Annotated in this window: 15 protein-coding genes; 3 read left to right on the top strand and 12 right to left on the bottom strand. The window is 58.4% G+C overall.

Going from position 1 to position 19,568, the window contains the following annotated elements; all coding sequences use genetic code 11:
• Positions 1 to 44: 44 nt before the first annotated feature.
• Positions 45 to 527, bottom strand: a complete 483-nt coding sequence (gene rpsP / locus ADM64_RS09590) for a 30S ribosomal protein S16 (RefSeq protein ID WP_038628648.1) — start codon at positions 525 to 527, stop codon at positions 45 to 47.
• 298 nt (positions 528 to 825) lie between these two features.
• Here rpsP and ADM64_RS09585 point away from each other — a divergent pair, with 298 nt between their 5' ends.
• Complete coding sequence (locus tag ADM64_RS09585; RefSeq protein WP_049194019.1) at positions 826 to 2,976, top strand: acyltransferase family protein; 2,151 nt, start codon at positions 826 to 828, stop codon at positions 2,974 to 2,976.
• A 16-nt stretch (positions 2,977 to 2,992) separates the two neighbouring features.
• Here the strand turns inward: ADM64_RS09585 and ffh are convergent, their stop codons facing one another.
• Positions 2,993 to 4,606 carry a signal recognition particle protein gene (ffh, locus tag ADM64_RS09580; protein WP_049189530.1) on the bottom strand — a complete coding sequence of 538 codons (1,614 nt, stop codon included), beginning with the start codon at positions 4,604 to 4,606 and terminating at the stop codon, positions 2,993 to 2,995.
• Positions 4,607 to 5,211: 605 nt separating this feature from the next.
• Here ffh and ADM64_RS11055 point away from each other — a divergent pair.
• Complete coding sequence (locus ADM64_RS11055; RefSeq protein ID WP_049194017.1) at positions 5,212 to 6,162, top strand: hypothetical protein; 951 nt, start codon at positions 5,212 to 5,214, stop codon at positions 6,160 to 6,162.
• Positions 6,163 to 6,640: 478 nt separating this feature from the next.
• Complete coding sequence (locus ADM64_RS09570; RefSeq protein ID WP_048735495.1) at positions 6,641 to 7,390, top strand: hypothetical protein; 750 nt, start codon at positions 6,641 to 6,643, stop codon at positions 7,388 to 7,390.
• 167 nt (positions 7,391 to 7,557) lie between these two features.
• On the opposite strand, the gene ftsY is transcribed toward ADM64_RS09570, so the two are convergent.
• The 10 genes from ftsY to coaD form a co-directional block, all read right to left on the bottom strand.
• Complete coding sequence (gene ftsY, locus ADM64_RS09565; protein ID WP_049171536.1) at positions 7,558 to 9,117, bottom strand: signal recognition particle-docking protein FtsY; 1,560 nt, start codon at positions 9,115 to 9,117, stop codon at positions 7,558 to 7,560.
• Positions 9,118 to 9,164: 47 nt separating this feature from the next.
• On the bottom strand, positions 9,165 to 12,659 hold the full coding sequence (smc, locus tag ADM64_RS09560) for a chromosome segregation protein SMC (protein ID WP_049194016.1): 3,495 nt from the start codon (positions 12,657 to 12,659) through the stop codon (positions 9,165 to 9,167).
• A gap of 88 nt (positions 12,660 to 12,747) precedes the next feature.
• Positions 12,748 to 14,067 carry an ammonium transporter gene (locus tag ADM64_RS09555; RefSeq protein WP_049194015.1) on the bottom strand — a complete coding sequence of 440 codons (1,320 nt, stop codon included), beginning with the start codon at positions 14,065 to 14,067 and terminating at the stop codon, positions 12,748 to 12,750.
• A gap of 255 nt (positions 14,068 to 14,322) precedes the next feature.
• Positions 14,323 to 14,604 carry an acylphosphatase gene (locus tag ADM64_RS09550; protein WP_049171546.1) on the bottom strand — a complete coding sequence of 94 codons (282 nt, stop codon included), beginning with the start codon at positions 14,602 to 14,604 and terminating at the stop codon, positions 14,323 to 14,325.
• Complete coding sequence (locus ADM64_RS09545) at positions 14,594 to 16,054, bottom strand: alanine/glycine:cation symporter family protein (protein WP_049171612.1); 1,461 nt, start codon at positions 16,052 to 16,054, stop codon at positions 14,594 to 14,596. The genes ADM64_RS09550 and ADM64_RS09545 overlap by 11 nt, the downstream gene beginning before the upstream one ends.
• Positions 16,055 to 16,072: 18 nt before the next feature.
• Complete coding sequence (gene mutM, locus ADM64_RS09540) at positions 16,073 to 16,936, bottom strand: bifunctional DNA-formamidopyrimidine glycosylase/DNA-(apurinic or apyrimidinic site) lyase (protein ID WP_049189533.1); 864 nt, start codon at positions 16,934 to 16,936, stop codon at positions 16,073 to 16,075.
• The gene (gene rnc / locus ADM64_RS09535; protein WP_049194014.1) at positions 16,936 to 17,664 is read right to left on the bottom strand and encodes a ribonuclease III; all 729 of its coding nucleotides are present in this window, start codon (positions 17,662 to 17,664) and stop codon (positions 16,936 to 16,938) included. The genes mutM and rnc overlap by 1 nt, the downstream gene beginning before the upstream one ends.
• Before the next feature lie 42 nt (positions 17,665 to 17,706).
• A complete protein-coding gene (locus ADM64_RS09530) occupies positions 17,707 to 18,267 on the bottom strand; it encodes a YceD family protein (protein WP_048735478.1) in 561 nt (186 codons plus the stop codon).
• Between the two features lie 29 nt (positions 18,268 to 18,296).
• Positions 18,297 to 19,058, bottom strand: a complete 762-nt coding sequence (locus tag ADM64_RS09525) for a DivIVA domain-containing protein (protein WP_049194013.1) — start codon at positions 19,056 to 19,058, stop codon at positions 18,297 to 18,299.
• Between the two features lie 10 nt (positions 19,059 to 19,068).
• A complete protein-coding gene (coaD, locus tag ADM64_RS09520; RefSeq protein WP_049189535.1) occupies positions 19,069 to 19,542 on the bottom strand; it encodes a pantetheine-phosphate adenylyltransferase in 474 nt (157 codons plus the stop codon).
• Positions 19,543 to 19,568 lie beyond the last annotated feature (26 nt).

The following is a 19,568-nucleotide window of genomic DNA, read 5'->3' as shown; positions in this document are numbered from 1 at the left end:
AAGGTAGCGCCCGGATTAGCTAAGCGGCGTACTCAGCGTCCTTATTACTCGGCGTCCTCGGAAGCCTCGGACTCAGCAGCCTCAGCCTCGGCAGCCTTTGCGGCCTCCTCAGCTTCCTTAGCAGCCTTAGCTGCTTCCTTGGCCTCGCGGCGCTTAGCGGTGATGGCCTCAGCGGACGGGCCATTGTTGGCCTCTTCCAGAGCCTTGTTGAACAGCTCGAGCTTGGTCGGCTTCGGCTCAGCAACCTTCAGAGTGCCCTCTGCACCCTCGAGGCCCTTGAACTTCTGCCAGTCGCCGGTGACCTTCAGCAGAGCCAGAACCGGCTCGGTCGGCTGTGCACCGACGCCCAGCCAGTACTGAACGCGCTCGGAGTCAATCTTGATGATCGACGGCTCTTCCTTCGGCTGGTAGATGCCCAGGTTCTCAATGACCGCACCGTTGCGACGGGTACGAGCATCAGCAACGACAACGCGGTACTGAGCGGTACGAATCTTACCCAGGCGCTGCAGCTTAATCTTGACTGCCATGAGGAGTTCCTCTTTCTTCTATGTCACTGGACAATACTTATGCATCCGAGCTCACGAGTAATTACTAACGAAGTGCCTCGGACCGGTTTTGCCCTTGGGATATTTACACTGCGCGTGACCACCGGGCGGCCGTGGCCGGATCCGATGAATTCGCAGTCGTGCCTCAGCTGAGGATTCTCATTGAGACAACTCGAGGTATGTTACCAGCAGTTTTTGGAAATTAACAAAACTGCGCACTCGAAACGCTGCATACCCACTAATGCTGAACGTCGTTGACAGTGCGGTAACGTAACATTCTATGAAAACCACCGGCACCCAATATAGGTATGACTTGGACGGACTACGGGGCATTTCGATTGCCCTCGTAGTCCTTTTCCACGTTTACGTCGGCCGCGTTTCCGGTGGTGTGGACGTATTCCTCTTGCTCTCCGGGTTTTTCTTCTTCGGCGCGCAGTACCGCAATGCCATCAATCCCCGGCAGTCCATCAATCCATGGTGGAGCATCTGGCGCACGCTGCGTCGCCTAATCCCGACACTAGTGCTGGTCCTCTTTGCGACAACCCTGTTTGTCATTTACTTCATTCCATCGCTTCGCACGATCGACATTGCCCAGCAACTCCGCGCCAGCCTGCTCTACTACCAAAATTATGAACTGGCACTCCAGGGCTCGGACTACGCAGCCGCAGAGAGCGAAACCTCCCCACTGCAGCACCTGTGGTCAATGTCGGTACAGGGCCAGTTTTATCTCGGCTCCATTTTGCTCATCTCCCTACTCGCCTGGATGACGCGCTCACCCCAGATTGTCGGCGCGGTTACCTCACCGGTGGAGGCGAAGCGCACCGACGCTACCGGCGGTAAACTCCGCCGAATCCTCACTCCGTTGCTGGCAGTTATCACTCTCGGCTCGATTGCCTATGCCTTCTATATGCACTCCGAGAACCAGGGGTGGAACTACTACTCCACTGTCAGCCGCCTCTGGGAACTCTGCCTCGGCGCACTACTCGGACTGATTCTTGTCCGGGGATCCATCCCCATGCCCAAGCCACTTCGAGTGCTGTTAGCCAGCATCGGCCTCGCACTGGTAGTCTCCACCGGTTTCATCTTCGACGGCGCCGCACAGTTCCCAGGCCCTTGGACCCTATGGCCCCTCGGTGGTGCTGCGCTGATTATTATCGCCGGCCCTGAGGCGGGCTGGATCTCCAAGTTCCTGGCCAGCCGCCCAATGCGCGAAGTAGGCCAGAGCGCCTACGCGCTCTACCTGTGGCACTGGCCTCTTCTCATCCTGGCCATAAACTACCTCAACCGCGATACTCCGGGGCTGAAACTTGGCACCACAGTGATCGTCGTTTCCTTTATTTTGGCCAAACTCACCAACAAGTATGTCGAGCTGCCGCTGGCTCAATCGACTCGCCGACCGACCCGGACTCAGCCCGTCGTTGGCGATGCAATCCACGCAATGAAGCATCGTCGCCCGGCTCGTCGTCTAGCGGCAGTCGGCACTGTTGTCGTCATTGCGTTGGTCGGCATGTCCAGCCTTGTCAACGTGCAACAGGTGCGCGTCGATCGCGCCTCCGCCACCAGCCTAGATCCAGAGGTCTATCCAGGTGCACTCGCGCTTACCGACGGGTACGAGGTCCCCAAGGCAGCCACAAAGCCGAATACCGATTTCATCACGGACCTTTGGCCGGAACCTGCCCTCGATGGCTGCCTTGCGACAGGCGGTGAGGACGTCGGATACTTCCCGCCGAATCGCCGTTGGCGCGATGAGACCCAGCCGTGTGTCTACGGTGATGCAGATGCTAGTGAATCGATTGTCATCGTCGGCGGCTCGCACATGGAACATTGGTTTGCCCCGATTGATGCCTACGGCAAAAACAACGGGTACCGAGTGGTGGTTCTTCTCCGACAAGGCTGTCCAGCGACCTTAGAACCGATCCACGGAGTCGGCGATATCTGCGTGGCCTGGACTTTCGAGGCTCTGCAGAAAATTGACGAGATTCAGCCAGAGATGGTTTTCACCACTGCAACCAGACCCTTGTTCCAGGCGGACCCACCGCAGCCCGGCGACTACACACCGGATGGTTACGTTTCGTTTTTCGCTGCTCTACAAGAACGCGGAATTGATTTCTTCGCCATCCGCGATAACCCATGGGCGCTACGGGAGGACTTGGACCAATTCTCCCCCAGCGTATGCGAAGAAGCGGAAGAAGACTGCACTATCCACCGCAAAACTGCCCTAAATGCAGAAAATCCCGCTGAGGAGATTCTTGCGAACTTCCCCAACGGGCACAGTCTAGATTTCTCCGACATCTTCTGCGGTCCGACCACCTGCCGTAAAGTTATTGGCAATATCTACGTCTACCGCGACAGCAATCACATCACCGATGAACTAGCGGCCACTTTCAGTCCTGAAATGGACCGCCAGATTCAGAAGGCTCTGCGGGACTAGCTACTTCTAGTCCCCGCTACTTCTTGCCCTGTCCGAAGTCGAGATTGTTGAGGTCAAAGTCCTCCATACCTTCTGGCAGCTGATTACCCATCTGCTTCTGCAGCTTCTGCAGTTCAGCCATGCTAGGCATACCCGGTATGCCCTGCATACCTGGCATTCCAGGCATACCGGGCATTCCGCCACCGCGCATTGCCTTCGGCGGCGTTGGACCACGGTTAGCGCCCTTGCGCTTATTCTTGCCCTTGCCCTTTCGACCACGCTTGGCCTTGCGGTTCGATGGGCGACCACCGCCCATACCAAATCGGCCGGCCATCTGCGCCATCATCTTCCGCGCCTCATTGAAACGCTCGATGAGCTGGTTAACCTCTGAAACGGACACACCGGAACCGTTGGCGATACGACGACGTCGTGAAGCATTCAGAATCTTCGGATTCTCGCGCTCTTCCGGAGTCATACCGCGGATAATCGCCTCGATGCGGTCAAGCTGCTTTTCGTCGACCATCTCGGCGGCCTTGGACATTTCCGCGCCGCCGGGGAGCATCTTGAGGATGTTGCCGATTGGGCCCATCTTGCGGACCATCATCATCTGCTCGAGGAAGTCCTCAAGAGTCAGTTCGCCGGAACCAATCTTCTGGGCGGACTTGGCAGCCTGCTCATGATCGATTTCCTTGGAAGCGACCTCAACCAACGTCTTTAGGTCACCCATCCCCAGGATGCGGCTGGCCATACGGTCTGGGTGGAAGACGTCAAAGTCCTCCAACTTCTCGCCCGTGGAGGCGAACAGAATCGGCTTACCGGTGACCTCACGGATAGACAGTGCAGCGCCACCGCGCGCGTCGCCATCGAGCTTGGTCAGTACAACGCCGGTGAAGTCAACGCCGTCTCGGAAGGCCTTGGCGGTCTCTACCGCGTCCTGACCAATCATGGAGTCGATGACAAACAGAACTTCATGCGGGTTGATGGCATCGCGAATGTCGCGGGCCTGCTTCATCAGAACCTCATCGATACCCAGGCGACCTGCGGTATCGATAATCACCACATCGTGGCGATGCTGGCGAGCATAAGCGAGGCCACGGAACGCGGCGTCAACTGGATTGTCCTCGCTGGTGCCCATTTCATGGGTGGAATCGAGGCTGGTGCCCGGGAACGGTGCGAAGCACGGCACGCCTGCACGCTCAGCGACAATTTCCAGCTGCTGCACCGCGCCCGGACGCTGCAGGTCACAGGCGACGAGGACCGGGGTGTGCCCCTGATCCGTGAGGTACCTGGCCAATTTACCGGCCAAGGTGGTCTTACCAGCGCCCTGCAGACCGGCCAGCATGATAACCGTTGGTGGCTGCTTCGACATATTCAGCCGTCGAGTCTCGCCACCGAGGATGTTAATCAGTTCCTCATTGACGACCTCAATAATCTGGTTTGCCGGGTTGACAGTCTGGCTGCCAATAATTTCGTTAGCGCGTTCCTTGATGCGCTTGATGAAGGTACGGACAACCTCGAGGGAGACATCGGCTTCCAGAAGAGCCAGCCGAATCTCGCGGGCGGTGGCGTTAATATCCGCCTCAGTCAGGCGGCCCTTCCCGCCCAGCCCCCGCAGGGCACCCGTCAAACGATCGGAAAGAGACTCAAACAAGTTTCCAGCTCCCCTTTTGCCTTGTTTTTTCTTAACTGTTCTACCGTACCCGCTGGATACTCCATTTGGCACATATCTACAGCTTCGCCTATCGACAACGATTGCAGCCCACCCACCCTAAATGCCCCGATTCGGGTGTAACCAATAGGAAGTAAGAAATAGCAATAGGATGAAGCTCTTTTGTACTCAAGGACGTTAGATTACTGTTCGTTATTTTAACGTGACAATTAAACGAGCCTCCAGATATGAATGCCCTACTGCATAAAGAACGTTTATCCAACCCAGTTACCACCAGCTAGGTAACAGAAAGATAACGCCAGTGGCTAGCTTTTGCTAAGGCCACCCTTAGTAAGAACCTCCCCCGGAATGGTGTAAGCCAAATAGCAAACCGGCGGCATTGCAGCAGGTCAAAGCACGCCACTGCGCACCTGATGTTATTCCTATAACTACCTCCAATACCGTTCATATATCAACCAGTTTATGGTTAATCATGAACCTAGTTAACCGCAGTTGGCCTGGTTTTATTTTCCGCCGTGCACGATGAGGGATGAACGGCGAAATCATATTCATTGGTCTCTGACCGTTTGACTCCTTGAGAGGTTTTCATGAAGAAGTTCACCACGGCTATCGCCGCCGCTGCCTTCTCCGCCAGCATGATTGCAAGCGCAGGCACCGCTACTGCACAGATTCCGGACTCAATGCCGACCGAGTGCCCCGCCGGCCAGCACTTTGAGAACGTCGGAGGCACTTTCCAGTGCGTCGCAGACCAGCCTGAGCAGGATTCCACTGACGGAATTCCGGCCCCAATGCCGGACAAGTGCCCAGACGGCCAGCACTTTGAGAACGTCGGCGGAACCTTCCAGTGCGTCGCGGACCAGGAAGCTCCTAAGCCCGAAACACCGGGCGACAATGAGTCCCAGCCGGGCGACCCCGGAAACCCAGGCATTTCTGATAAGCAGTGCCCGGAGGGCGAGCACTTCGACATGAGCAAGCCAGTTCCAGGCAACCCGAATGTCTTCGGTGTCTGCGTCAAGGACGAGGCGAAGCCGGACACTGACAAGCCAGGCACGGACAAGCCGGACACCGAGAAGCCAGGCAAGGACGGCAAGGACGGTAAGCCGGGCAAGGACGGCAAGGACGGTAAGGACGGTAAGCCAGGCAAGGACGGTAAGCCGGGCAAGGATAGCAAGGACGGTAAGCCAGGCAAGGACGGTAAGCCGGGCAAGGACGGCAAGGATGTCAAGGTAAACGTTGACATCAAGATCTCTGCTGAGTGCAAGAACGAAAACAAGTGCACGAAGGAAGAGAAGAAGGCCAAGGAAAAGGCCGAGAAGAAGGCTTCCGAGTCCAAGAAGACGACCTCTTCCGAGAATGTAAAGAAGGTTTCGGACTCCAAGAAGTCTGAGCAGAATACCTCGGAGTCCAAGAAGGCTTCTTCGACTCAGAGCACTGGCCTGGCAGCCACCGGCGTTGACGCCACCACCCTGGGCGGAGCCGCTCTGGTTCTCCTTGTCGGCGGTGTCGCCGCTACCCGCATCGCCCGCAAGAACCGCTAAGAAGCTTGGGGTTCTACCCCGGTAACGAAACATAAAATGCTCCTGATGCCTATTTAGCATCGGGAGCATTTTTGTGCGCCATACCTCCGAAAAGTCATAGCTCCTATAGCCCGAAGCATAAAACCTCACAGGCACCGATTTTTTACCGAACCTCTACGCCCCATCCACCTTTCACCACCCGACACAATCAGGTACCACGCTTCGCTAGCGAAGACAGAAAAGCCCCCTACCGAGTCGACAGTGACTGGTTCTATAAACGCCCTACCCACAACGGGTGTACACACTCAGCGTTGTAAATATAAGTTCCCACTTCCCCTTACTGGGGTTTGGACAAGTCAACAATTTCTCTTTACCCCCCCCTTCCCAAACCCATACCACCAAAGACTGTAATTAGTTATTAGAATCAAAAGTGTGAACAGTGTTCCCCCTTAAGTCCTTTGATTGCAGGGCTTTCCTATAGACATTGTGAGGTTTCCAAATGAAGAAGCTCTCTTCGACCATGGTGGCCGCTGCCGCTTCAGCCGGCATGCTCATCGGCGTTGGCGCCGCCACCGCACAGATTCCTGACCCCGCCCCGTCGGAATGCCCCGCCGGTCAACATTTTGAAAATGTTGGCGGTACTTTCCAGTGTGTAGATGACGCTGCAAATCCGGATCCAGGAGGTTCATCGAACGATGGCATTCCACCGGGCGTTGAGGACACCCAGACCTGTCCCGACGGTTCCCCGCGTGACATGAGTAAGATTGACCCGGCAACCGGGGCTTACGGTGCTTGTGGCACTTCAGATGATTCCGGCCCAACTCCGGAGCCTGATGAAGATGCCCCAGAAAATGACGGAATTCCGCCGGGAGTTGATGACACCGCAACGTGCCCCGACGGTTCCCCGCGTGATATGAGCAAGATCGACCCGGCAACCGGAGTCTACGGCTACTGTCCGACCTCCGATGACGAAACTCCGGGCGACGATGAGAACCCAGGCGATGACGCTCCGGGCGACGATGAAAACCCAGGTGACGAACAGCCCGGGGAGGACGAGAATCCTGGGGAGGAAAATCCAGGCGACAAGCCCGACACCCCTAAGAATGACGGTAAGCAAACCGGGACCAAGAACACTGGGCTAGCAGTCACTGGTGTTCAGGCGACTGCCCTCGGCGGTGCCGCTCTTGCACTCTTGGTCGGTGGCGTGGCAGCTACCCGCCTCGCACGCAAGAATTCTAAGGATTCCTAGCACAACTCTCCGCTAGATTCCTAGCACCTCAACATTAAAGGCCCCGGAGCCCCGCGTATCCTCTACAGAAATCTACGCGGTGGCTCCGAGGCCTTTATTTTTGCCGGGGGCAACGGGCGACGCTGTACTCACCAATCGATGGAAAATTCACTCATCGATGTTAGTTACTATTTGCGGCCGCCGAGCAGTGCGTCTACGAAGCTCTCCGGCTCAAACGGCGCCAGGTGGTCAGCACCTTCACCAAGGCCAACCAACTTCACCGGCACACCGAGCTCGTTTTGCACCTGGAATACAATGCCGCCCTTCGCGGTACCGTCCAGCTTGGTCAGGGCAACGCCGGTGATGTCTACTACATCCCGGAACGTACGAGCTTGCAGTAGACCATTTTGGCCAACCGTCGCGTCCAAAACCAGGATGACTTCGTCAACCTGAGCCTTCTTCTCCACCACGCGCTTAATCTTGTCCAGTTGGTCCATCAGACCGACCTTGGTGTGCAGGCGGCCGGCGGTGTCGATGAGCACCACATCAGCGCCGGACTCGATACCGTGAGCAACTGCCTCAAATGCAATAGAAGCAGGATCGGCGCCTTCAGCGCCGCGAACGGTCTCCGCGCCAACGCGTCGCCCCCAGGTCTCCAGCTGGTCGGCTGCAGCAGCACGGAAGGTATCCGCTGCGCCGAGAACAACACGGTGGCCACCGGCGACCAGTACACGAGCCAGCTTGCCCGTCGTCGTGGTCTTACCTGTGCCGTTGACACCGACTACCAGAATCACTGCGGGCTTGCCCTCGTGCGGAAGTGCGCGGATGGAGCGGTCCATCTCAGGCTTGCACTCCTCAATCAACACCTCACGCAGCAGGGCGCGCACTTGCTCTTCCGTGCTCACCTTCTGGCTGGCAATACGCTCGCGCAGCTTATCGACGACACGCTGCGTCGCAGCCGCACCGAGGTCAGCCATAACCAGGATGTCTTCAACCTCTTCCCACGCGTCCTCATCAAGGTCACCCGCGCCCAAGATGCCGAGCACAGACTGGCCAATTGCATTCTGCGACCGTGACAGACGACCGCGCAGGCGGCCCAGACGTCCCTCAGCCGGGTCGATGGAGTCAATCTGCTGTTCTGCTTCTGGCTCTGGCGTCGGCTCCGGCGCAGCTTCCGGCTCCGGCTCTGGCGTCGGTTCTGGTTCGGGAGTCGGCTCCGGCTCCAGCTCCGGTTCAGGAGCAGGAACTACCTCTACCTCAGGCTCTGCTTCGGGCTCTGGTTGTGGTTCCGGCTCGGGCTCTGATTCCTCTTCCCCGGCCGTTGGCAAATCGATTGGGATTTCCCGCATTACGCGGTCATAATCCCCCTCCATTTCGGTGGGGTTATCCGGAATAACCAGTCGACCTTCTGGTTTCAGCAGTGAACCGTCCGGCTGATCGGCAGGTATATCAGCCTGCTTTTCCTCTGGCTCCGGGGCCTGCTTTTCAATCGGCTTTTCCGCCGGTTTCGGCATCGGTTTTTCAACCGGCTGCTTCTCGCGGGTATCAGTCCCACCACCGGCCGGAGCGAAGTTAAAACCACTAGTGGCCTGGTAATTTCCAGACTTCTCCTGCTGGGTGAGTTCCTTAGTATCTTCCTTCGCAAAGGAAATGCGCTGGTTCTTCCTGCGGACATAGCCCACAACAAAGAGCAGCGCGATAATAACGACAATCGCGACGACAAGGAGTATCCACTGAGTTGGAGTCATAACTCTCATTATGCAGTATCAACGACTCTTCCTCACTTACTCCGCGCTTACTCCGCTCCTGTCGACGGAGTTGCGGATGCCGGTGACATTCGCTGCGAGATTACTCGAGTCACACCATCGCCCCGCATGGTCACGCCGTAGAGCACATTCGCAACGTCCATTGTTGGCTTCTGGTGCGTAATGACAATCAGCTGACTGGTCGCGCGGAGTTCCTCGAGCAGCGCAATAAGGCGACGCAGGTTAACGTCGTCAAGCGCGGCTTCCACCTCGTCGAGTACGTAAAAGGGACTCGGGCGCGCGCGGAAAATAGCGACGAGCATTGCCAGCGCCGTCAGCGACTTCTCGCCGCCGGAGAGCAACGACAGCCGCTTAACCTTTTTGCCCGGCGGGCGGGCTTCAACCTCGATACCTGTCGTGAGCAGGTTGTCCGGCTCGGTGAGAACCAGTCGTCCGTCGCCGCCCGGGAAAAGCGTTTGAAAGACTGCGGGGAATTCTGCCTCGACATCGTTCCACGCGTCTGTGAAGAGCTGCAGGATCGTGGCATCGACTTCCTCGACAACATCGGTGAGGTCCTGGCGGGCCTTGAGGACATCATCGAGCTGCGTGGATAGGAAAGAGTAGCGCTCCTCCATCGCCTTATACTCCTCCAGCGCCAACGGGTTGACGCGGCCGAGCACACGCAGATCCTTCTCCGCCTGTTTGAGCTGCTTCGTCACGGCTGCGCGGTCGAAGTTCTCATCAGGAGCAAAGTCCGCGAGCAGGTCATCGACAGACAGCCCCAACTGGTCGACGATGCGCTCTGCAGCCTCGGTCACGCGGACCTGCGCCTGCGCACGGGCGATGTCGCCCTGGTGCGCGGAATCCGTTAGCTGTGCCAGCTCACGTTGCGCCGTATTTGCCTCCGTCCGGGCCGCTGATAGTGCCTGCGACACTGTCTTCTTCTGCGCCTCGGCATCGTCGCGATCGGCCTCTGCCCGCGCCAACGACACGTTGACCTTCGCATGCAAATCCTCAGCCAGCTCCGCGACAACTTCTGCCAATTCGCGCTGGGCAACCTTCGCCATCTGCGCCTGCTCATGGCGGGCCTTCGCTACGCGCTCCGATGCAGCCTGGCGACGGAGCCGCTCGGCCTTGCCTCGTACACTCGACAGTCGCTCCTCTGCCGTACGCAGCGACAGACGCGCCTCTGTTTCCATGGCGCGCACAGCCGTCAGCGCCTCCGAGGCCCGATCACGTTCGCTTGTCGACGGTTCCCCCTCCTCGGGGTCACGGTCAACGCGTGCCAAGCGGTCTGCGACCTCCGCCAACTCCTTCTGGAGCTTCGTTACTCGGTCCGCGGCTTCGGCTCCGCGCTGCTCAGCACGTTCGGCATCATGCACCAGGCCGGACAGCTGCGCTGTGGCCCGAGTTCGGGCATCCGTGAGGACCTTCATACGACTCTGATGTTCACGCAACGCAGCACGGGCGGCCGCCGCGTCCGTGCGGCGGTCCTCTTCTTCGGCCTGTGCACCGGAGAGCACACCACCGAGGTCACTCAAACGCACCTGTGCTTCTGCTAGTTCTTCGCGAGTCTTAGCAATGTCGGCGGCGATTTCCACACCTGATGCAGTGCCACCAGCACCGCCAGCTACCCAACCAGAGCCACGCAGCACACCATCGCGGTCAACAACGCGCAGTCGAGTATCCTGCGACACTAACTCACGGGCAACGTGCTCGTCGTCGCAGGCCACGACATCAACGAGCAGAGAGGTCAACGAACCCGAAAGCTCCGCCGGCACTGTCACATGATCGAGCAGCCAGGATGCCTGTGCGGGCAGAGTGATGTCCAAGCGCCAGGAGTCGGATGCATCCGCAGAATTGATAACAACGGCACTGCCCTTGCCCGTGGCCACCAGCTCGTCGATAAGCGAATCTCCACTGCCCTCGCTGACCAGTGCTTCGGCGGCCGCGCCGAGGGCGGCAGTGAGCGCTTTTTCCCAGCCAGCGTCGACATCGATGACTTCAGAGAGAACGCCGAGTTCGTGTTTTTCACGTAGCCACGCGGTGCCGTCGTTGGCAGCGGCGGTGCGGGCGGTCTCCAGAGCTTCGATGCGGGCGGACAGACCTGAGACGCTGCGTTCAAGGTCGCGCTCGTCAGCGCGGAGTTCTTTCAACCGTGTAGAGGCCAGCTCTGCTTCTCGGTTGGCCTGTTCATAAGCACTCTGCAGCTCGGGACCTTCGAATTCTGCCTCGGCTAGCTCCTGCGCGGCGTTTTCCACAGCTTCGGTGGCATCGGCACGGCGTTCGTCGGCCTCATTGGTTTGCTCGGCAAGGCGTGCAGCTTCAGCTTCGGCGGCTTCCAATCGGGTGCGCAGAGATTCTTCTGCGGAAATGAGGCGAACCACGCCTTCGCGACGGTCGGCGATTGCGCGAACGGCAGCGAGGTGCTCCGCTTCGGCTTCGCGGAAAGTCTCCTCGGCGTCGAAGAGCGTTTCGCGGATTTCCTCCAGTTTTTCGCGGGCCTCTGCCTCAGCCTCAGCGAGCGTGGCTTCTTCGGTGGCGGCATCGTCGGCACGCTGCTCCAGGAAGTCCGGGTCTGGGCCTACCCACGGAGCGACAGAGTGGTCGGCTGCGCGATCGGCGGCGATGCGGGCCGTCGCTTGGATACGCTCACCGAGTGCGGAGAGACGGAACCAAAGGTCACGGGCAGCATCGGCAGCTGGAGTGATGTCCTCCAGTTCGGCTTCGAGTTCTGCAGTGCGCTCAGCGGCAATCTCGGCTCGCTCCGTGGCGGCCTCCACCTTTTCCTCAATGAGCTTGGCTTGACCAGCAATGTCATTGAGGCTGTCCTGCAAATCCACGAAGTCCGCGGCAGCCAAACGCAACTTGGCGTCGCGCAGGTCTGCCTGCACAGTCTGGGCGCGAGAGGCGGCCTCAGCCTGACGCTTCAGCGGTTTGAGCTGACGGGAAAGCTCACCTGTCAGATCCTCCAGCCGGTCGAGATTGGCCTGCATCGACTGCAGCTTGCGCTGCGCTTTTTCCTTGCGACGGCGGTGTTTGAGCACGCCTGCGGCTTCTTCAATAAACGCACGACGCTCCTCTGGCCGCGACTCCAGAATCTGCGAAAGCCGGCCCTGGCCGACGATGATGTGCATCTCGCGGCCAATACCGGTGTCGCTGAGGAGCTCTTGGACATCCATGAGGCGGACGCGAGAACCGTTGATTTCGTACTCACTTGCGCCGTCGCGGTACATGCGACGCGTGACAGAGACTTCCTTATATTGAATGGGAAGTGCCCCATCGGAATTGTCGATGGTAAGAGTTACCTCCGCGCGCCCCAAGGGCTTTCGCCCGGAAGTTCCCGCGAAGATGACATCTTCCATTTTGCCGCCACGGAGAGTCTTGGCGGAATGCTCACCCATAACCCACGCGAGGCCATCGACGACATTCGACTTACCAGATCCATTCGGGCCGACAACTGCGCAGATGCCGGGCTCGAATTTCATCGTCGTCGCCGAAGCGAAGGATTTAAAGCCCTTCAGAGTCAGCGATTTCAAATACATGGGGCAATATCTTACCCGTAGTTACGGTTTGGAGCTGAATTACCCCAAGCACGCACCCTGTTACACAAGATTGTTTACACAGCGTTGTTTACACCACTGCCTGCTTAGTTGACGCGTAGGCCGACTCACCGTGCTGAGCGACGTCGATACCAGAATGCTCCTGCTCGCCGTGGATACGCCAACCGACGGTTGCCTTCAGGACTCGGGCAATGATGTACGTCAGCACGCCTGAGAACACCGCTGCGACGACAGCAATAATGACCTGGATGGCAAACAACTTCAGGCCGTCGATGCCACCGCCGGTAAGCAGTCCGCGATCATTAGCCAGCAGGCCAACACCAATCGTTCCCCACATAGCTGCAACCAGATGCAGACCAACCACATCCAGGGTGTCATCGAAGTTGAATTTGTACTTCAAGCCCACTCCCCAGCAACCCAGCGCACCGCCGATATAGCCCAGAATGATTGAGGTCACTGGGTTCATATCTCCTGCGGCCGGAGTAATAGTCACAAGCCCTGCGATGACACCCGAAGCGGCGCCCAGCGAGGTGGGATGCCCATCACGAATACGCTCGAGTGAAATCCAGCCGAGCATCCCCACGCACGCTGCCACCGTCGTATTCAGCCATGCCAGACCAGCGACACCGTCGGCCGCAAATGCCGAACCGCCGTTGAAGCCGAACCAGCCGAACCACAGCAGTGCAGCACCCAGCATGACGAGTGGCAGATTGTGCGGGCGATGCTGGCTGCCATCGATGGACTTGCGCTTACCGACGATAATCGCCAGCACCAAAGCGGCAGTACCAGCAGCAATGTGCACAACCGTACCGCCAGCGAAGTCAATTGGAGCGATCAATGCTTCACCGTCAGCGGTACCGAACAGCTTTGCCGACAGCCCCTCTGCCGAGTGGCTCAGCAGGCCACCGCCCCAGACCATGAAGGCCATTGGGAAGTACACCAGCGTCGTCCAGAAGCCGACGAAAATCAACCAGGTGGACAACTTCACGCGTTCGGCCAGCGCCCCAGAGATCAGCGCTACAGAAATCGAGCAGAACGTGAGCTGGAACCCAATGTCGATGATGTTTGGGTAACCGTTCGCACTCGCAATGTAGTTGCCGTCGCCATCCGTGATTGAGTTACGCAGACCGAAGAACTCGAATGGGTTGGCAAAAACACCACCGATCGACTGCGATCCGTAGGACATCGACCAGCCCCACAGCACGTAAATGGCACCGACAACGCCGACAGCACCAAAGCTCATCATCATCATCATGTTGAGCACCGACTTCTGTCGCGACATGCCGCCATAGAACAGCGCGAGCGCCGGTGTCATCAGCAAAACCAACGAAGCCGAAATCAGCATCCACGCTGAGTTTCCAGACTGTGCAATTACTTCTTCAGGCGTCATATGTGCCTCCCCTGCCTGTCAGTAGGTAGTTATTAACTTAATCCACTCGCCTTTCGTATTTACGTATTCTTTTTCCCGGTTGCGTAGGTTTTTAGCGCTCTGAGACCTCTACAACGCACCAATCGACTACCTCAAGACACGAAAAATCCCCCGCCAACTGCGCAAAAACAATGACATAGAGCGAGGGATAGAACGTATTCGAATTTTTCGGATTCCTACACCGACATGGGGGGGAGGAAGGCAGTTGGCACCCGCTTAACGACGGTCAAACGTGCTCAATGCACCCTTCGGTTCCTGCCATAACGGCACCACTGCCGTCACATCGCCCGGAGTATTCGGCCCCTCAAGCCAAGCGAGCAAACTCTCACAGTCTGCCCGTGGCCCTTCAGCAACAACTAACACCCGACCATCCGGGTAGTTCTGGGCGTAACCAACCAACCCCAACTCCAGAGCCGTCGCGCGGGTGTACCAGCGAAAACCAACACCTTGAACACGACCGTGTACCCACGCGGTGAGGCGGACGTCGTTAAGCAACATCGGACTCACGCACTGTCATCGGGTCGGAACCGTCCCAGCACTCAATCTTGTCGTGGCCGCGGACGTTAGGCAGATCATCGCGGTGGAATACCGGATTAAGCCCCTTGGACTTCTGCTCGGAGTAATTCTTTAGTAGGGCGACAGCTACGCCGCCCAGCGGCAGAATGGCGATGATATTGATGGTGGCCATGAGTGCGGAGAAAGTATCTGCAAGCGACCAGACGAGCGGCACGGAACCGACAGCTCCGCCAATCACGCACAGGATGACCAGGACACGCACGGTGTTCAGGACAGCCTTGCTCTTTGACAGGAACGGGATATTCGCCTCGGCGTAGTAGTAGTTACCCACCAGCGAGGAGAACGCGAGGAAGAAGATGATAACCGTGACCGCGTGGATGGCCCACGTACCCACCTGCGCCGACAGCGCAGCCTGAGTTAACGCGGTGCCCTCCGCATCGCCGCCGAAGGTCGGATCGGACAACAGGATGATAACTGCGGTGATAGTACAGACGACCCAGGTGTCGAAGTAGACGCCCATCGTCTGGATGAGGCCCTGTTTGACCGGGTGCGACACCGACGCCGTAGCCGCCGCATTTGGTGTGGAACCCATACCGGCCTCGTTGGAGAACAGACCACGGCGAATACCCTGCATCATGGCGGTACCGACAGCGGCACCAGCGATCTCACGGATACCGAAGGCGTGCTCGAAGATGAGCTTGATCATGCCCGGCACTTCAGTGATATTGAGAGCCAGCACAATCAGACCGAGGATGATGTAGGCCACGGCCATGATCGGTACGACAATTTGCGTCACCGCCGAAATGCGCTGCACACCACCGAAGATGATGACGCCGGCCAAGATTGCCAGCACAATGCCGACGCAGAATTTAAAGATCGGCGTTCCCTGACCAGTCGACTCAGCCACAGCCGCCGTGATTGAGTTGGACTGCACCGCATTGAACACAAAACCGTAGGTCACCGTGATAGCGATGACGAAGAGCGACGCCATCCAGCGCCAGTTCTCTCCCAGCCCCTTGGTGATGTAGTACGCGGGCCCTCCTCGGTAAGAGTCCTTATCCCGCACCTTGTACAGCTGCGCCAGCGTCGACTCCACGAAGCTGGTAGCACCGCCAATCGCAGCGAGCAGCCACATCCAAAACACGGCACCTGGCCCACCCGTAGTGATTGCCACCGCCACACCTGCGACGTTACCGGTACCGACACGCGAGGCAGCAGAGATTGTGAAGGCCTTAAAGGCCGAGATGCCCTTGACCCCCTCGGAGATGTCAGACGGCTTTTCGGTAATTGCCTTGAACATCTCCGGGATGTACCGGAGCTGCACCACAATGGTCCGCCAGCAGAAGTACAGGCCTGCACCGCTGAGTAGCAGAATCATGAACAGCCAGTACTTGTCATTCCAGGCGTTGACCCAATCGGTCGCTTGTTCCATGAAGCTCATAAGGAAATTCTAGCGCTGACAGGTGGGACACAGATAACTCGATCTATTCCCAAATGGCAGACGGACAATTGCGCGCCCACACCTCGAGCACGGCTCCCCCGCTTGGCCATAGGCGTTCAAGCTCCGCTCGAAATAGCCACTTTCGCCGTTGACATGCACATATAACGCATCGAAGCTCGTGCCACCCGCCGCTAGCGCCCGCTGAAGTACCGCTTGCCCCTCGCGCAAAAGTTTCGCTAAACGACGGACCGAAAGGTCACACGCCGGCACGCGCCCATCGACCTTCGCTGCCCAAAGCATTTCGTCGGCATAGATGTTACCGATACCCGACACAATGTTCTGGTTGAGCAATACGGCCTTAATCGGCGAACGCGACTTCATCATGCGGTGTGCAAGTGCAACCACATCGACAGTTGGCTCCAATAGATCGGGCGCGATCTTGGCTGCGGGTTCCGGAACAAAGCGACCGTGGGATTCGACCATTTCACAGGCCCAGACCCAACCAAAGGTGCGCTGATCGTTGAAGTTGATAAGGTGCCGAGCGCCGTCCGGCAGGGCTATGTCAAATGCGGCCCTGGTGTGGCGTCCGGGCAGCGTATCGGGCGTGTACGGAGCTTCCACACGCAATTGGCCGCTCATACCCAGGTGGATGGCAATTGCGGAGTCGTCGTCAAGCGTGAGCCACATGAACTTGCCGCGGCGATCCGTAGCGATAACCGTGCGCCCGCGCGTGCGACCGATAAACTCTGCGGCACCACCGGGTTGGCGCCGCACGGCACGAGCGTTGTAGACGAAAGTGTCCTCGATGCGGCCACCGACGACGTAAGCGTCGAGACCGCGGCGTACGGACTCGACTTCAGGAAGCTCGGGCATTATGCCAGTGCAGTATGCGCCTGATGCGCGGCGTGCATCTCGGCTTCCTTCTTCGTGGCGCCGGTACCGCTGCCCTTAACCACGCCGTCAACCAGCACGTCGACGTAGAAAGTTAGGTCATGGTCGGGGCCGGTGGTGCGCACGGTGTACTCGGCAGCCGGTAGTTGCTTGACCGCCAGGCGCTCCTGCAACAGCGTCTTCCAGTCACGACCGCGAGACTCAGTCGGGGCATCGTCAATCATCTGGTTAAACAGGCGAAGCACGGTCTCGCGGGCAACCTCGAAGCCATGCTGCAGGTAAATAGCACCCAGCAGCGCCTCGGTGGTGTCAGCGAGAATCGAGTGCTTATCCGCGCCACCGGTGGCCTTCTCACCGCGGCCGAGGAGAATGTGCTCTCCCAGCCCGATACTGCGGGCCAGGTCAGCCAGCGCGTACATGTTCACGACACCTGCACGCATCTTGGAAATATCCTGCTCAGCGCGGTCCGGGAAGCGACGGTAGAGTTCTTCAGCAACGCACATGCCCAGCACGGCGTCGCCCAGGAACTCTAGCCGCTCGTTATTGGTCAGCATGCCATTTTCATTCGCGAAACTGCGGTGGGTCAAAGCGAGCTTCAGGGACTCCTCTGGTAGCTCAACACCGAGTTTTTCCAGCAGCGGGGCGTGATCGACGGCCTCGAAAGCCGCCTTTCTAGCCGCCTCACCGGTTAGCCGACGCTTGCGGCTCATCCGTTATATCTCCTTTAAAGTCTTCGTCTAAGTCGTCGTCGATTACTTCTCGTCGCCGAGCGAGCCAAACTTTTCCGCCAGGCCAGCCCAACGCGGATCAATGCGCTCCTCTTCACCCGAGATGCCGTCTGGCTCCGGCACTTCTGAGTCCGACTCAGCACAGCTGGAATCGAAATCCAGACAGGTCGGATTGAAGGGCAGATTCAAGCCCGCCTCATCGATGACGGCTTGAGTGATATCCACCGTATTGTCGACGATCTGGCCAACTTCGTCCTCGAGGTCTTCTTCCTCGGCATCGTCGCCTGTGATGAAGTCCTCGTTGTTGGAAAAGACAGCCGAAATGTGGAAGCTGAGCTCCGGATTCAGCGGGGCTAGGCAGCGCACGCACTCGCCGGTGGCCTTGGCAGTCACAGTCGCGTCAACCATGACACCGCTGCCGAGGTTCGTGACAATGCCGTCAACGACAACCTCCTCGCCAGCGGCGATGCCAATCATCTCGACACCAACGCGGACAGGGCTATCGCCTACCTTGCGGAACTGCTCGGGCATGCCGCCCTGCAGACATGTCGAAACGTCCAGAACAAATGGGGATGAGTCAGTCATGATAGACCTCAGTCTACCCCGAAGATGCGCTAACGCTCGTACCGGCGGCGTTCCTGTCCCTCGGAGAAGGAAGACGGCGCGTTCTGAGCCCCTGCACCACCGCCGACGGCACCGGCTCCCGAACGCAGTACCGAGCGATTGCGACCGACATTGCGCAGGGTCTCCTGGAGAGTCCGTTCAAACTCGGCGAGCTTGGAATCAACGTAGCGGTCACACTCTTCACGGAGGCGAGAGGAATCCGCGTGTGCGTCGGAAAGCAGACGATTCGCCTCGTCGTTGGCTTCGCGGACGACCGTTGACTCAGCGACCAGGCGAGCCTGCTCCTCGCGGCCTTCCGCAACGGAACGCTCGTAGGATTCGTTACCAGCGTGAATCAGGCGATCGGACTCGGCAGAAGCACGATCCACAATGCTGTCGTACTCGTGCTGAGCATCCTCGCGGAGGCGACGGGCGTCGTCCTCAGCGGCCGCGACGGTGCCAGCTGCGTGGGCATTGGCATCCTCGACGGTGTGGTTAGCGCGGGCCTCGGCCTCGTCGACAATGCGATGGGCTTCTTCATCCGCAGTCGAAATGGTGTTGTTCGCCCGGGCTTCAGCATCGTTGATAATCTCATCCCGCTGGTCCAAGACATCCTGCGCGTCATCGAGCTCAGCCGGGAAAGCATCCCTCAGCTCATCGAGCAACTCGAGAACACGCTGACGCGGAACCATACAATTGGCCGACAGTGGCACGCCGTGTGCCTCTTCTAGGATCTGGACCAGTTCATCAAGAGATTCGAAGACGCGAAACATGACTTACATGCTACTTCAGTCGGCGCTGCAGGGCGTGCAAGACAGGCTCAGGAACTAGCCCTTCCACCGAACCGCCGTAGCGAACAACTTCCTTCATCAGTGTCGACGACACATGACCGTACTTCGGATCAGCTTCCACAAAGAGAGTCTCAATGCCCGTCATGCGCCGATTCATCTGCGCCATGGGAGCCTCGTACTCGTAGTCCGCCGCCGAGCGCAGCCCCTTGACCAGGCAGGAGATGCCCTGCGCGGAGGTGTAGTCAACCAACAGCTTCGACCAGGAGTCCACCTGCACATTGTCCAAGTGCTGCGTGCACTGCCGAATGAGGTCCATGCGCTCTTCGACATTGAACATGCCCTGCTTATTCGGGTTGTGGGTAACCAGCACGGTCACCTGATCGAATTGGCGCGCGGCACGCTCAATCACATCGAGGTGACCAGAGGTCATGGGATCGTAGGAACCGGGGCAGCATGCGTGAGTCATAGAGGTCAAACCACCTTTGGCCGTCG

This window comes from Corynebacterium sp. 401_CJEI (genome assembly GCF_001076435.1).
Classification (GTDB): domain Bacteria; phylum Actinomycetota; class Actinomycetes; order Mycobacteriales; family Mycobacteriaceae; genus Corynebacterium; species Corynebacterium jeikeium_D.
The sequence above is the reverse complement of the archived record's forward strand: the minus strand, read 5'-3'. Positions and strand labels throughout refer to the sequence as shown.

Bases quoted from the DNA above. Each gene is read 5' to 3' on its own strand.
- ADM64_RS09555 (WP_049194015.1), bottom strand. From the start codon at position 14,067: ATGACGCCTGAAGAAGTAATTGCACAGTCTGGAAACTCAGCGTGGATG.
- ADM64_RS09545 (WP_049171612.1), bottom strand. From the start codon at position 16,054: ATGGAACAAGCGACCGATTGGGTCAACGCCTGGAATGACAAGTACTGG.
- rpsP (WP_038628648.1), bottom strand. From the start codon at position 527: ATGGCAGTCAAGATTAAGCTGCAGCGCCTGGGTAAGATTCGTACCGCT.
- mutM (WP_049189533.1), bottom strand. From the start codon at position 16,936: ATGCCCGAGCTTCCTGAAGTCGAGTCCGTACGCCGCGGTCTCGACGCT.
- ADM64_RS09525 (WP_049194013.1), bottom strand. From the start codon at position 19,058: ATGTTTCGCGTCTTCGAATCTCTTGATGAACTGGTCCAGATCCTAGAA.
- ADM64_RS11055 (WP_049194017.1), top strand. From the start codon at position 5,212: ATGAAGAAGTTCACCACGGCTATCGCCGCCGCTGCCTTCTCCGCCAGC.
- coaD (WP_049189535.1), bottom strand. From the start codon at position 19,542: ATGACTCACGCATGCTGCCCCGGTTCCTACGATCCCATGACCTCTGGT.
- ftsY (WP_049171536.1), bottom strand. From the start codon at position 9,117: ATGACTCCAACTCAGTGGATACTCCTTGTCGTCGCGATTGTCGTTATT.
- smc (WP_049194016.1), bottom strand. From the start codon at position 12,659: ATGTATTTGAAATCGCTGACTCTGAAGGGCTTTAAATCCTTCGCTTCG.
- ADM64_RS09530 (WP_048735478.1), bottom strand. From the start codon at position 18,267: ATGACTGACTCATCCCCATTTGTTCTGGACGTTTCGACATGTCTGCAG.
- rnc (WP_049194014.1), bottom strand. From the start codon at position 17,664: ATGAGCCGCAAGCGTCGGCTAACCGGTGAGGCGGCTAGAAAGGCGGCT.
- ADM64_RS09570 (WP_048735495.1), top strand. From the start codon at position 6,641: ATGAAGAAGCTCTCTTCGACCATGGTGGCCGCTGCCGCTTCAGCCGGC.
- ADM64_RS09550 (WP_049171546.1), bottom strand. From the start codon at position 14,604: ATGTTGCTTAACGACGTCCGCCTCACCGCGTGGGTACACGGTCGTGTT.
- ADM64_RS09585 (WP_049194019.1), top strand. From the start codon at position 826: ATGAAAACCACCGGCACCCAATATAGGTATGACTTGGACGGACTACGG.